12 protein-coding genes are annotated in these 12976 nt (G+C 64.5%); 11 read left to right on the top strand and 1 reads right to left on the bottom strand.

Translation table 11 applies throughout. The features are described 5' to 3' along the window. The first annotated feature begins 36 nt into the window (after positions 1-36). The 7 genes from I9018_RS19140 to I9018_RS19110 all read left to right on the top strand — a co-directional run bounded on the left by I9018_RS19140 (position 37) and on the right by I9018_RS19110 (position 6707). Complete coding sequence (locus I9018_RS19140; RefSeq protein ID WP_124347961.1) at positions 37-951, top strand: LysR family transcriptional regulator; 915 nt, start codon at positions 37-39, stop codon at positions 949-951. 148 nt (positions 952-1099) lie between these two features. Further along, complete coding sequence (locus tag I9018_RS19135; protein ID WP_241107226.1) at positions 1100-2206, top strand: tartrate dehydrogenase; 1107 nt, start codon at positions 1100-1102, stop codon at positions 2204-2206. Between the two features lie 2 nt (positions 2207-2208). Continuing rightward, positions 2209-3657, top strand: a complete 1449-nt coding sequence (locus tag I9018_RS19130) for an aldehyde dehydrogenase family protein (protein ID WP_241107225.1) — start codon at positions 2209-2211, stop codon at positions 3655-3657. Between the two features lie 45 nt (positions 3658-3702). Beyond that, complete coding sequence (locus tag I9018_RS19125; RefSeq protein WP_068581384.1) at positions 3703-4461, top strand: SDR family oxidoreductase; 759 nt, start codon at positions 3703-3705, stop codon at positions 4459-4461. A 44-nt stretch (positions 4462-4505) separates the two neighbouring features. Then, positions 4506-5477 carry a cyclase family protein gene (locus tag I9018_RS19120; RefSeq protein ID WP_068581382.1) on the top strand — a complete coding sequence of 324 codons (972 nt, stop codon included), beginning with the start codon at positions 4506-4508 and terminating at the stop codon, positions 5475-5477. A 105-nt stretch (positions 5478-5582) separates the two neighbouring features. Then, positions 5583-6110 carry a hypothetical protein gene (locus tag I9018_RS19115; protein ID WP_241107224.1) on the top strand — a complete coding sequence of 176 codons (528 nt, stop codon included), beginning with the start codon at positions 5583-5585 and terminating at the stop codon, positions 6108-6110. A 78-nt stretch (positions 6111-6188) separates the two neighbouring features. Beyond that, positions 6189-6707: a hypothetical protein gene (locus tag I9018_RS19110; protein WP_241107223.1), complete on the top strand. Its 519-nt coding sequence runs from the start codon at positions 6189-6191 to the stop codon at positions 6705-6707. Between the two features lie 4 nt (positions 6708-6711). Here the strand turns inward: I9018_RS19110 and I9018_RS19105 are convergent, their stop codons facing one another. After that, entirely contained in the window at positions 6712-7284 is a 573-nt protein-coding gene (locus I9018_RS19105) for a LuxR C-terminal-related transcriptional regulator (protein ID WP_124347958.1), read from the bottom strand. 144 nt (positions 7285-7428) lie between these two features. On the opposite strand from I9018_RS19105, the gene I9018_RS19100 reads away from it, so the two are divergent. From I9018_RS19100 to I9018_RS19085, 4 genes are all read left to right on the top strand, one after another. Further along, positions 7429-8607, top strand: a complete 1179-nt coding sequence (locus I9018_RS19100) for an acetyl-CoA acetyltransferase (RefSeq protein WP_241110170.1) — start codon at positions 7429-7431, stop codon at positions 8605-8607. Between the two features lie 2 nt (positions 8608-8609). After that, positions 8610-10148, top strand: a complete 1539-nt coding sequence (locus I9018_RS19095; protein WP_068581367.1) for an AMP-binding protein — start codon at positions 8610-8612, stop codon at positions 10146-10148. Positions 10149-10188: 40 nt separating this feature from the next. Continuing rightward, on the top strand, positions 10189-11523 hold the full coding sequence (locus I9018_RS19090; protein WP_068581364.1) for an MFS transporter: 1335 nt from the start codon (positions 10189-10191) through the stop codon (positions 11521-11523). 307 nt (positions 11524-11830) lie between these two features. After that, the gene (locus I9018_RS19085; RefSeq protein WP_068581361.1) at positions 11831-12889 is read left to right on the top strand and encodes a helix-turn-helix domain-containing protein; all 1059 of its coding nucleotides are present in this window, start codon (positions 11831-11833) and stop codon (positions 12887-12889) included. Positions 12890-12976: the final 87 nt, after the last annotated feature.

The raw sequence follows: 12976 nt of genomic DNA, 5'->3' as shown, positions 1-12976 counted from the left end.
GCGTAGGTTTCAGCGACTGCGCACAAGGACCCCGCCATGTCTCCGGACCTGACCTCCATCGAGTTGTTCCTTAAGGCCCTGACCCTGGGCAACCTGTCCCGGGCTGCCGAGCAGTCGCATCTGTCGCTGTCGGCCGCCAGCCGCCGGTTGTCCTTGCTGGAGCAGCATTTCAAGGTGGCGCTCCTGGTGCGCACGTCCACCGGGGTGCAGCCCACTCCAGCGGGCCAGGCCCTGGCCGATCACGCGCGGAGCATCCTGCGGGCCGTGGATGTGATGCATGCCGACCTTGCCGACTTCGCCAAGGGGGCCACGGGCCGGGTCAGCCTCTACGCCAACAGCTCGGCCATGAGCCAGGAACTGCCCAGGCAGCTGACCCAATGGAGCGAGCTGCATCCTGGCATTCGCATTGACATTCGCGAGGAGCGCAGTCGCGAGATTCTCCTGGCCGTGCGTGACGGGGTGGCCGACGTCGGCATCGTTACCACGTTGCCTGAGGCGCGGGACCTGTATTTCAAGGCGTATTGTCGCGACCGCCTGTGCCTGATCGTGCCCCAGGGGCATCCGTTCAAGATGAGCCATGCGCGCTTCGAGGACCTGTTGGGCTACGACTTCGTCGGCCTGGAGGACAACGCCGCCATTACCCCGCTGATTACCGAGGCCGCTGCCGCCGTGAGCATGCCCTTGCGCCTGCGGGTGCAGGTCCGCAGCTTCGAGGCCGTGTGCCGGCTGATTGCCGCAGGGCAGGGGGTCGGTGTGTTGCCCCAGGGTGCGGTACAGATCTTCCGCAAGGAAATGGACTTGCGTTTTATCGAAATCGATGACCCCTGGGCCGATCGCCAGATGTACTTGTGTCGCCGCCGTGAGCCGCCGTCCCTGGCCAGTCACGCCCTGTTTGACTACCTGGCAGGCTTCCAGCAGGACGGGGCAGTGGCTCGTGAGGGCGATCGGTAGCAGCAATCGCTCATCCGGCCTTCGAATTTTTCGAAGGTGGTTTCCGTAATGAGCAATTCCCACTGGCCCGGCTCTGTGGCCAGAATGGGCGCGCCTGTCCGCTTGACCTGCCTCGATAACAACAACACGTCAGACCAGGAGATATGGCTTGTCCAGGATCAATCCCCCTGTAAAACCCGTCCACCGCATCGCGGTGATCGCCGGTGATGGTATCGGTCGCGAAGTGGTGCCCGAAGGCCTGCGGGTGCTCGATGCGGTCGGTCGGCGCTTCGGCATCGACTGGCATTTCGATCATTTCAACTGGTGCAGCGAGCACTACCAGGCCCACGGCAGCATGATGCCTGAGGACTGGGCCGAGCAGATCGGCCATCACGAAGCGATCTTCTTCGGCGCCGTGGGAGCCCCGGATATCGTCCCCGACCATGTGGCGGTCTGGGACTCGCTGCTCAAGATCCGTCGCCAGTTCGACCAGTACGTCAACATCCGCCCCGTGCGCCTGATGCCCGGCGTGCCCTGTCCGCTGGCCGGGCGGGTGCCGGGCGACATCGACTTCATCGTGGTGCGGGAGAACACCGAGGGCGAGTACTCCAGTGTCGGCGGGCGCATGTGGCCGGGCACGCCTCGGGAGATCGCCTTGCAGGAGTCGGTGTTTTCCCGCCATGGCGTCGACCGGGTGCTCAAGTACGCCTTCGAACTGGCCAGCCGCCGGCCTCGGCGCAACCTGGTGGCGGCCACCAAATCCAATGGCATCGCCATCACCATGCCGTTTTGGGACGAGCGCCTGGATGCCATCGCCAAGGCCTATCCCGAGGTCGCCAGCCGCAAGTTCCATATCGATATCCTCTGCGCGCACTTCGTCCAGCATCCGGACTGGTTCGATGTGGTGGTGGCCTCCAATCTGTTCGGCGACATCCTTTCCGATCTTGGCCCGGCCTGTGCCGGCACCATCGGTATCGCCCCCTCGGCCAACCTCAACCCTGAGCGGCTGTATCCGTCTCTGTTCGAACCCGTGCACGGCTCGGCGCCGGACATCGCCGGGCTGGGCGTAGCCAACCCTATCGGCCAGATCTGGTCGGCAGCTTTGATGATCGAGCACCTGGGGCAGGGTGACGAGCTTTACCAACGGGCGGCCGCCGCCGTCGTACAGAGTATCGAGACCGTACTCGCAGATGGTCCGCGTACCCGGGAAATGGGCGGTACCGCCAGCACCGTGGAAGTCGGGCGTGCCATCGCCGAATGCCTGGAGGGGAGCTGAACATGCAGCACAGACACTACATCGACAACCAATGGCAGGCCTCGTCCTGGAGCGAGGACATCCCGGTACTGGACCCCAGTAGCGGCGCCACCTATGCCCGCATCGCCCGGGGCACCGCCGAAGATATCGACCTGGCGGTGACCGCAGCACAGCGGGCCCTGGGGGAGAACTTCGACGGCCCCTGGGGCGCTCTTTCGGCCCTGGAGCGCGGGCGCTTGCTGGCCCGTCTCGGTGCCGCGGTGCTGGAGCACCATGAGCAGTTGGCGCAGATCGAGGCCCGGGATACCGGCAAGGCGCTCAAGGTGGCCCGGGCCGATGCCACGGCCCTGGCGCGCTACTTCGAGTACTACGCCGGCGCTGCGGACAAGCTTCACGGCCAGACCTTGCCCTACCAGTCCGGTTACACCGTGCTGAGCGTGCGCGAGCCCCATGGCGTGACCGGGCACATCATTCCCTGGAACTACCCGATGCAGATCTTCGGGCGCAGCGTCGGCGCGGCCCTGGCCGCAGGCAATGCCTGCGTGATCAAGCCGGCCGAGGACGCCAGCCTGTCCCTGCTGCGGCTGGCGGAACTGGCCGCCGAGGTCGGGTTTCCCAAGGGCACGGTGAACGTGGTCAGCGGTTATGGCCATGAGGCCGGTGCAGCCCTGTGCGCTCATCCCGGGGTGGCGCATATTTCCTTCACCGGCTCCACCGGTACCGGCGCCCTGGTAGCCAAGGCCGCTGCCGAGCGCCATTGCCCGGTGACCCTGGAGCTGGGCGGCAAGTCGCCACAGATCGTCTTCGCCGACGCCGATGTGGATCGCGCATTACCGGTATTGATCAACGCCATCGTGCAGAACTGCGGGCAAACCTGCTCCGCCGGCAGTCGCCTGCTGGTGGAGCGCAGCCTCTACGAGCCGCTGCTGGAGCGCCTGGCCCAGGGTTTCAGCCAGTTGCGCGCCGGCCCCTCGGAGCTGGACCTGGACATGGGGCCGCTGATCAACCAGAAGCAGCTGCGACAGGTACGTGAGTTCGTGCGCGAAGCCGAGGCCGCGGGGATTCCGGTGGCGGCCCGTGGCGTGGTAGTGCCCGAGGCTGGCAACGCTGGTTTCTTCCAGCAGGCCGTGCTGTTTCGCGATGTACCGGCCGACAGCCGCCTGGCCCGGGAGGAGGTTTTCGGCCCGGTGCTGGCGGTGATGCCTTTCGAGGATGAGGCCCATGCCATCCGATTGGCCAACGACAGCGCCTTCGGCCTGGTGGCGGGGGTCTGGACCCGTGATGGCGCGCGCCAGATGCGCATGGCCCACAAGCTGCGCTGTGGCCAGGTGTTCATCAACAACTATGGCGCCGGCGGTGGCGTCGAGTTGCCCTTCGGAGGGGTCAAGGCCAGCGGTTATGGCCGGGAAAAGGGCTTCGAGGCACTGCTGGGCTTCACCACCTTGAAGACCATCGCTATCCGTCACGACTGAAAGCCGCCACCGCGGCAGACAACAACAAGATCAGGAGTCACTCCCATGCGTCTAGCCAACAAGACAGCCATCGTCACCGGCGCCGGTTCCGGTTTCGGCGAAGGCATCGCCAAGACCTTCGCCCAGCAAGGGGCGCAAGTGATCGTCGCCGACTTGAATGCCACGGGCGGCCAACGAGTGGCGGACGAGATCCGTGCCGCCGGGGGCCAGGCCCATTTTGTCCAGGTCAATGTGGCCGAGGATGCCAGCGTCGCTGCGCTGTTGCGCGACACCCTGGAGCAGTACGGGGGCCTGGATATCGTGGTCAACAACGCCGGCACCACCCACCGCAACCGGCCGATGCTGGAAGTGGACGAGGCCGAGTTCGACCGGGTGTTCGCGGTCAACGTCAAAAGCATCTTCCTGAGTGCCAGGCACTTCGTCCCGCATTTTCGCGGGCAGGGTGGCGGGGTGTTCGTCAACATTGCCTCCACCGCGGCGGTCCGGCCACGGCCCGGGCTGGTCTGGTACAACGGCAGCAAGGGCGCGGTGGTGGTGATCAGCAAGACCATGGCCGCCGAGTTGGGGCCGGACAATATCCGGGTCAATTGCGTCAACCCGGTGGTCGGTGCCACGGCGTTGCTCAGTGAGTTCATGGGCGTGCCGGACACCCCGCAGAACCGCGAGAAATTCATGGCCGGCATCCCCCTGGGACGTTTCTCCACGCCCCAGGACGTGGCCAATGCCTGCCTGTACCTGGCCAGCGATGAGGCAGCCTTCATTACCGGCACCTGCCTTGAAGTCGATGGCGGACGTTGTGTATAGAGAGCATCCGGCGGTACCCACCCAAGCTACGGAGTGCAATCGACATGTGCGGGATCGACCACAACAACCAGCCCAACACCGCGAAACTCCTCGAAGGCCTGCCCAGGAACTGGGGCAAGTGGGGGCCTGACGACGAAGTCGGCGCCCTCAATTACCTGCAGCAGGCCGAGGTGTTGCGTGGCGTTGCCGCGGTGCGCCAGGGCAAGACCTTCACCCTGCAAGTGCAGATCGGCCATCCAGGTGGCGATCCGATGTGGCCGGCGCGCAGTCCGTCCATGCGCTTCAATACCCTGGACCGCAGCCACTACCAGGCTGGCAAGCAGCCCTCGATGACCGGTGGCGCCGAGTACTGCGACGATGTGATCTTCATGCAGTTGCAAGGCTCGACCCAGTACGACGCCCTGGGGCATGCCTGGTACGACAACCAGTTGTGGAACGGCTACGACGCCAATACCACGGTGGGTGGCATGGCCAAGGCCAGCGTACTGCCGATCGCCGAGCGCGGGGTGGTGGGGCGAGCGGTGCTGATCGACATGGCCCGTCATCGGGGCAAGAAGTACCTGGGCCGTGGCGAGACCTTCGACCATCGGGACCTGATGGCCGCGGCCAAGGCCCAGGGAGTGGCCATCGAGAAGCGCGACATCCTGATCATTCGCACCGGCTCCATGGGCGCCTTCTACGAGTACGGCAAGACTGAGTTCTTCAAGGACCTGGTGGAGCCGGGGCTGACCTACAGTCGCGAGCTGGTGGAGTGGTTCGACCAGATGGAGATCCCCAACCTGGTGACCGATACCATCGCCAACGAGGTGATCACCGATCCGTCGTCGGGGGTGCAGATCCCGCTGCACTGTGCATTGATGCGCAACCTGGGTATCGCCTTCACCGAGATCGTGCTGCTCGAGGACCTGGCCGAGGACTGCGCGGCCGATGGCCAGTGGACCTTCCTCTACACCGCCGCGCCGTTGAAGATCGTCGGTGGCAGCGGGGCCCCGGTGAACCCGGTGGTGATCAAGTAGAGGGGCACGCAGGAGCGCGAGGCCGATAGCCTGCTGGAATCCGGGCGGCCAAAGGGGTTACCCTGCCGCCCGTTTTCCACGCTCGATATGGACCTTCGACCTCCCGTGACCGATATCTCCTCGCCAGGCTGTCCTTACTGTTCTTCCTCCGATCATGAAAGCGCCCACCGGGCCGTCCTCGACACCCTGCAGATCATGGGTGCCCACCCCGAGGCCGACGAAGACCGGATCGTCCAGCTGCTACAGGAGCGTGGCTACTCGCCGAGCGTTGCCGAAAAGCTCAATGTCTTCGTGCCCACGGCCCTGGGCTGGCCACTGCTCAAGCGCCTGGGCGTGGAGCCTTTCGGTGGTTACTTCATCGCTTATGACGAGGTTGATGAAGAGGTGCAGATCCCGGTGTCCAGCCAGCACTACTTCATCGCCGCATTGAAGCTGGCTTACTGCACGCTGGAGCACGGCTACAGCGAAGACTTGCCGCTCCAGGTCTATGAGCGCGTCATCGGGCGCAGTGCCGAAATCAACGCCGTGAACAAGGCCCTGGCCCAGGACGTGAGTGTAGAGGGGGGCACGCTCGGGCCGTTGAAGGTACTGCGCATTCGCGCCAGCGACCTGCTGGACACGGTAGTCGGCTGACACGGGACTGGCGCCTGGGCAGGCTCAGGGTTACCCTGCCGCCCGTTTTCCACGACCGATATGGACCTTCGACCTCCCATGACCGATACCTGCCCACCAGATTGCGCCCATTGTTCTCCCGACGTCGATCATGAAACCGCCCACCAGGCGGTGCTCGATGCCCTGAGCGTCATGGCGGCCCACCCCGAGGCCGATGAGGACAGGATCGTCGAGTTGCTGCAGGAGCGCGGCTATTCGCCAATCGTTGCCGAGAAGCTCAATGCCTTCGTGCCTGCGGCCCTGAGCTGGCCAATGCTCAAGCGCTTGGGCGTGGAGTCTTTCGTCGGACACTTCATCGCCTATGACGATAACGATGAAGAAGTGCGGATCCCGGTCTCCAGCCAGCATTACTTCACCGCCGCGCTGACGCTGGCCTACTGGACCGTCGAGCAGGGATTCACCGATGAGTTGCCACGTAGCACTTACCAGATGATTGCCGGCCGTAGCGCCGAGATGGATGCGGTGGACCGGATCTTGACACAGGGCGGCACGGTGGAAGGGGCGACGGTGGGCCCCTTGCAGTTGCTGCGCATCAGCGCCAGCGACATGCTGGCCTAGGCATTCAACTGATGAAGATGATCTTGGACACCAGCTCCGCGCTGTTCTTGGCCTGAAGCTTCTTCATCAGCCGGGCGCGGTGCACCTCCACGGTACGGTGGGAGATACCCAGCTTGCGTGCGATTTCCTTGCAGGTCAGGCCGTTGACGATATGCAGCGAGATCTCTCGCTCGCGGGGGGTCAACTGGATCGTCGGCGCCGGCTGGCGATCCAGGCGCTCGAAATGCCAGACCATCAGCTTGAACGGGTCTTGTGGGGTCAGGGAAAAGCCGTGGGCCCGGGCCCAGAACACCTCGCCATTGCGGTGCTGCATGAAGCGTTCGTCGGAGTACGAGGCACTGGGGCCGTTGCGCAGCCAGTGTTCGCTGCGCTCGCCAATGCTCTGGTAATCGGCCTGGGAGGGGTACAGCAATAGGGTCAGGTGATTCTGCAGGTACTTGCGCTCATAACCGAACAGGCGCTCGAAGGCCTGGTTGCAATCGAGCATGTGCCGGTGCCCGGTGATCAGTTGCGGTGCCGGCGAGACCTGGAAGGCCAGGCACTCAAGATCCTGGAGTTGTTGGGCATGTACGGTCATTGGGCATCCTGCCTCGTGGTCATTGAGACGCTCTGGTACGTGTAGGTACTACTTACTGATGTACGTAGTTGCCCCAACTAGCGTGTGATTCGGGCGCTGGATCATTGTATGGAATACCTGCTTCAAGGACAGAAGAAAATCACCATGACCCATGATTCCGTATCCATTGTCGCTGCCGCCCACAGCCCATTCGGGCGCCTGGATGGCATCAATCTCGAGGACCTGATCGTCAAGGTCACCCGTGACGCCCTGGCGGACGCCGCCATCGATGCCGCCGAGATCGACGCCCTGTTTCTCGGTCACTTCAATTCCGGCCTGGTGGCCGACGGTTTTGCCGCATCGCTGATGCTCCAGGCCGATCCGCAATTGCGCTTCAAGCCTGCGACCCGCTGCGAGAACGCCTGTGCCTCGGGGTCGGCGGCGATCCAGGCCGGGATCAATGCAATCCGCAGTGGCGCGGCAGAACTGGTGCTGGTGGTCGGCGCAGAGAAAATGACCAGCAACAGCACCGCCGACGTGACCCGGGCCCTGGCGGGTGCCGGCTACCAGCACGATGAGCGGGAGGCCGGCCTGAGCTTTGCGCAGCTCTTTGGCCAAGTGGCCCAGCAGTATGCCGAGCGCTATCACAGCCCACTGGCCTCGATGGCGGCGATCGCGGTGAAGAACCATGCCAATGCGATGTCCAATCCCTTGGCGCAGATGCACCGGGTCATGGACTTCGAGCATTGCAACAACATCTCCCAGAGCAATCCGGTGATCGCCCAGCCCCTGCGGCTTACCGACTGCTCGCTGATCAGCGACGGTGCGGCGGCGGTCATCCTGGCCTCGCCACGGCGCGCGCGTTCCATGCAACGCCAGGTAGCGATCCGGGCCATGACCCAGGTGAACGATTTCCTGCCCCTGTCGAGCCGCGACGTCCTGGCCTTCGAAGGGCCGCAACGGGCTATCCACGGCGCCATGCGCGAAGCGGGAGTGACCCTGGGCGACCTGAGCTTTGCCGAGGTGCATGACTGCTTCACCATTGCCGAGCTGCTGATCTACGAAGCCATGGGCCTGGCGCCCAAGGGCGAAGGGCATCGAGCCCTGGATGACGGCACCGTACGCCACGGCGGTCGCCTGCCGGTGAACCTGTCCGGCGGCCTCAAGGCCAAGGGGCATCCAGTGGGAGCCACCGGCGTATCGATGCATGCCCTGGGCTTTCGCCAACTGATCGGCCAGCCCATTGGCCTGGGTGTCCCCCGGGCCGAGTTCGGCTTGCTGTTCAACATGGGAGGCATGGCGGTGGCCAACTATGCCTCGGTCCTGCAAGCCGTCCGGGCCTGAGGATGAACATCGCCCATTGGTTGCTCGACGCAGCCCAACGCTGGCCGCAGCGCGCGGCACTGTTCGACGGCAACCGCCAGGTGGCCGACTACCAGGCATTCGCCACACGGGTTCGCCAGCGGGCATTGCAGCTGCGCCACGAGCAGGGCATCGCCCCGGGAGACCGGGTGGCGTTGCTGATGAAAAACAGCTGCGACTACCTGGAACTGCTCTATGCCATCTGGTGGAGCGGGGCGGTAGCGGTGCCGATCAACAGCAAGCTGCACGGCCTGGAAGCGGCCTGGATCGCGGGCAATGCCGGCGCCCGGTTGATCTATACCGATGACGGCCAGGTCTTCGGCTCGGGAAACCTGCCCGGCGACTGTCGCGAGATCTGCGGCTACGAGCTGTCGGCTGCTCCTGAGTCCGCAGTGGCGGAACTGGCGCAGCCATGGCCACGCCAGGACACGGACCTGGCCTGGTTGTTCTATACCTCCGGCACCACCGGTCGCTCCAAGGGCGTGATGCTGTCCCACGGCAACCTGATGGCCATGTCGCTGTGCTACCCGCTGGATGTCGATCCTGTGGATGGCGGCGATGCGGTGGTGTATGCCGCGCCGATGTCCCATGGCGCCGGGCTCTACAACTTCATTCATGTGCGCTGTGGTGCCCGGCACGTATTGCCGGCGTCGCGGGGGTTCCAGGCAGCGGAGCTGTTCGAGCTGGCGCAGGAGCTGGGACCGGTCAGCCTGTTCGCCGCGCCGACCATGGTCAAGCGCATGGTGGAGCAGGCCCGGCAGCAGGGGTATGCCGGCGAGGGGATCAAGACCATCGTCTACGGCGGCGCTCCCATGTACCTGGCAGACCTGGACCAGGCCCTGGAAACCTTCGGCCCGCGCCTGGTGCAGATCTACGGCCAGGGCGAGTGTCCGATGAGCATCAGTGCCCTGGCCCGGGAGGCCATCGCCGACCGTGACAATCCCGACTGGCCGGCCATTGCGGCTTCCGTGGGCCGCGCGCAGTCTTGCGTTGAGGTGCAGGTGATCAACGCCCAGGGGCGTGTGTTGGCACCAGGCGAAGCGGGGGAAATCGCCGTGCGAGGCGCCCCGGTGATGCTCGGCTACTGGGACAATCCCCAAGCCACCCAGGCGGCCCTGGTGGGTGGCTGGCTGCTCACCGGCGATATCGGCTTCCTGGATACCCGGGGCTACCTGACCCTGACCGATCGCTCCAAGGACGTGATCATCTCCGGGGGCAGCAATATCTATCCACGGGAAGTGGAAGAGGTGCTGGTCCAGCACCCCGAGGTGTTCGAAGCCTGCGTGGTGGGCGAAGCGGATGCCCACTGGGGGGAGTCGGTGGTGGCCTTCGTGGTCCTGCGTTCCCCTGGAAGCCTCGACTCCCAGGCACTTAACGAGTGGTTCCTGGCGCATATGGCGTCGTTCAAGAAACCGAAGAAATACCTGTTTTGCACCGAGTTGCCGAAGAACAGCTACGGCAAGATTCTCAAGACCCATTTGCGCCAGAGCTTGCAAGACCCAGTGGAGGTCGGCAACCTCTGAACCGTTTTTCCATGGAAGCAGTACAACAGGAGTTCCCAGCATGGGCTTGTCACACACCAACCCCCAGCGCCAGCGGCGCCGGGCCTTTATCGGCGCGACTTCCGGCCACTTGATCGAGTGGTACGACTATGGCGTCTACGGCTTCCTGGCCGTGTATATCGGCAAGGCGTTCTTCGTCTCCGATGATCCCTCCAGCAGCCTGCTGGCCAGTTTTGCCGCCTTTGCCCTGAGCTTTTTCATCCGTCCCCTGGGCGGCCTGTTCTTTGGTCCCCTGGCAGACAAGATCGGCCGGCGCCGGACCCTGATCACCGTGCTGGTGATGATGGCCGGCTCCACCTGCCTGCTGGGCCTGTTACCGACCTATGCCAGCATCGGCATCGCCGCACCGATCATCCTGATTCTGGTTCGCTGCGTGCAGGGGTTCTCCGCCGGCGGCGAGATCGGCACCATCACCAGTTTCATTGCCGAATACGCCGGCCCCGGACGCCGGGGCTTCGCCACCTGCTGGCTGATGGTCACTGCGGTGCTCGGCCTGCTCCTGGGCGGCGCGGTGGCCAATGGCATGACCTGGGTCCTGGGCGCCGAACTGATGCAGGACTGGGGATGGCGAATCCCGTTCCTGGTCGCCGGGCCGCTGGGTTTCATCTCCATGTACATCCGCCTGAAGCTGGAAGACAGCCCGGAGTTCCTGGCCCTGGTACATGCCGGAGAGACCTCCAAGGCACCCTTGCGCGAAGTCTGGCAGTGGAAGCGCTCGATCGCCCTGGTGTTCTTCATCATTACCTTGCATAGCTCGATCTTCTACCTGGTGCTGACCTTCGCCTCGACCTACATGTCCAACACCCTCAAGTTCGACAGTGGCACCACCTTGCTCTATGTGTTCGTCGCCAGCCTTTCGGCGGCGGTGGTGATGCCCTTTGGCGGCGCGTTCACCGATCGCTATGGGCGCAAGCCGTTCTTGATGGTGATCGGTGTCCTGGCGACCCTGGCCATGTACTGGTTCTTCAAGGTCGCGCCCACTGCCACGCCGGCCACGCTGTTCTGGCCACTGATGGCGGTGGCGATCCTGTTCGGACTCTATGCGTCCTCGACCTATGCCCTGATGAGCGAACTGCTGCCGACCCGCATTCGCTCCACCGGTATTGCCGTGGCCTACAACATCCCCGTTGCCGCGTTCGGTGGCAGTGCTCCACTGATTTCCACCTGGCTGATCAAGCTCACCGGTGATATCTCCTCGCCCTGGTACTTCTATGTAGCCACTGGGGTCGCGTCGCTGCTGGCCCTGGTGGTGCTGCGCAAGGAGGACTTCGTGGCTTGCAGCCGCGACGCTCGGCACCAGGAACTCCCAGCGTCACCGCTGCTGGCCAATCCATAACCACGCGCCCGCCCTGGCGCTCGCACCTGGGCCTTCCACCCACCTGGTCCCGTCATGCCTGCAAGGCCCTTTTTCGGGCCTTGCAGCGGATACCCGGCCGGTGCTTCGCTGGGGGGCTGGACACATCCTTCGATCTGCCCAGGCCTGTCTTTGCGTCGGCCCGCCATGGGCACTGGCAGCATCAGGCCCGCACGTCGCGGCCTGTCGGCAAGCTCACGGTATTGGTTTAAGGTAAGCGGCGGCACTGGATGCGTCCCGGGGTGCATCCCAGGCGCGACAGCCCGAGTAGTCCAGCCAGAGACCGGCCTTGAATCCCCATCTCTTTCAGTTCTCCAGCCAGGCCTATGCGCCCGCACACCGCTTCGACATGTGGCGCGAGGAGGTCAATGCGATCTTCCAGATCAGCATCGAGCAGGCGCTGGCCTCGCGCTTCAACTACCAGCTGAGCACCGGCTACGTGGGCTCGATTCTTGTGGGTTGCGGTACCTGGGCCGGTGCTGGCGAGCCAGTGGCCTATGGCGTCCGCCGCCCGCAGCAGATGATTCGCCGCGATGGCCTGGACCACCTGTACCTCTGCCTGGGATTGAATCATTCGTTGCACGGCATGGCTGGCCGGACCCCATTGCAGGCCGGGCCTTCGAGCATCTATGTGCTGGACCTGGCCCGGGAGCTGGACTCGCAGATCATTGCAGGCGACACGGTGATCCTGACCCTGGCCCGGGACCTGCTCAGCCCACGCCTGCGTGCGGCCAACCTGCACGGCAGCCTGGTCCAGGGCCCCTTGGGCAGCCTGCTGGGTGACTACCTGCGTAGCTTGCGTCGGCAGTTGCCGCTGCTGCGTGGCGAGGAGCTGGTGGAGGTCGAGCAGGCGACCCTGGCCATGGTCACGGCGGCGCTGGCGCCCAGTGCCGCGACCCTGGCAGAGGCCCAAGCCCCGATCAACCATACGCTGGTGCAGCGGGTACGACGTTTCATCGAGGCACACTTGCGTTCCCCCGAACTCACCCCATCGCTGATCTGTCGCGAAGTCGGTATCTCCAGGGCCCAGCTGTACCGCTTGTTCGCCCAGGAGGCCGGAGTGGTGGCCTACATCCAGCAATGCCGCCTGGACCGGGTGCGGCGCATCCTGGAAAGCCCCCTTGGCGCCCACCAGCGCATTTCGACCCTGGCCTTCGACCATGGCTTCAAGAGTGAGTCGCACTTCAGCCGGGTGTTTCGCCAGGCCTTCGGCTATTCACCCCGGGATGCCCGCGACCGGCGCCCGGCCACGCTACCTGCCAAGGCTGGAGCCGTGAGCGTCGAAGGTCCGGGGTCGCTGCTCGAGGTCCTTGACCGACTCGACACCCAGGTGCGTTTGAGACGCTGAGCACAGTGTTGGAGACCCACAGGTCAATCGGCCCCGGTGGCCGCTGATAGCATCTTTTTCGCCCATTTCCAGGCCGAGCCGCGCGAG

The sequence above is a fragment of the Pseudomonas sp. MPFS genome (assembly GCF_022537035.1).
GTDB lineage: Bacteria > Pseudomonadota > Gammaproteobacteria > Pseudomonadales > Pseudomonadaceae > Aquipseudomonas > Aquipseudomonas sessilinigenes.
Note: the sequence above shows the minus strand (reverse complement) of the source record. Positions and strands in the feature narration are given on the sequence as shown.

What these genes read in the sequence shown, in the direction of transcription:
- I9018_RS19140 (WP_124347961.1), top strand. Translation starts at nt 37, where the DNA reads ATGTCTCCGGACCTGACCTCCATCGAGTTGTTCCTTAAGGCCCTGACC.
- I9018_RS19130 (WP_241107225.1), top strand. Translation starts at nt 2,209, where the DNA reads ATGCAGCACAGACACTACATCGACAACCAATGGCAGGCCTCGTCCTGG.
- I9018_RS19125 (WP_068581384.1), top strand. Translation starts at nt 3,703, where the DNA reads ATGCGTCTAGCCAACAAGACAGCCATCGTCACCGGCGCCGGTTCCGGT.
- I9018_RS19120 (WP_068581382.1), top strand. Translation starts at nt 4,506, where the DNA reads ATGTGCGGGATCGACCACAACAACCAGCCCAACACCGCGAAACTCCTC.
- I9018_RS19110 (WP_241107223.1), top strand. Translation starts at nt 6,189, where the DNA reads ATGACCGATACCTGCCCACCAGATTGCGCCCATTGTTCTCCCGACGTC.
- I9018_RS19105 (WP_124347958.1), bottom strand. Translation starts at nt 7,284, where the DNA reads ATGACCGTACATGCCCAACAACTCCAGGATCTTGAGTGCCTGGCCTTC.
- I9018_RS19100 (WP_241110170.1), top strand. Translation starts at nt 7,429, where the DNA reads ATGACCCATGATTCCGTATCCATTGTCGCTGCCGCCCACAGCCCATTC.
- I9018_RS19095 (WP_068581367.1), top strand. Translation starts at nt 8,610, where the DNA reads ATGAACATCGCCCATTGGTTGCTCGACGCAGCCCAACGCTGGCCGCAG.
- I9018_RS19090 (WP_068581364.1), top strand. Translation starts at nt 10,189, where the DNA reads ATGGGCTTGTCACACACCAACCCCCAGCGCCAGCGGCGCCGGGCCTTT.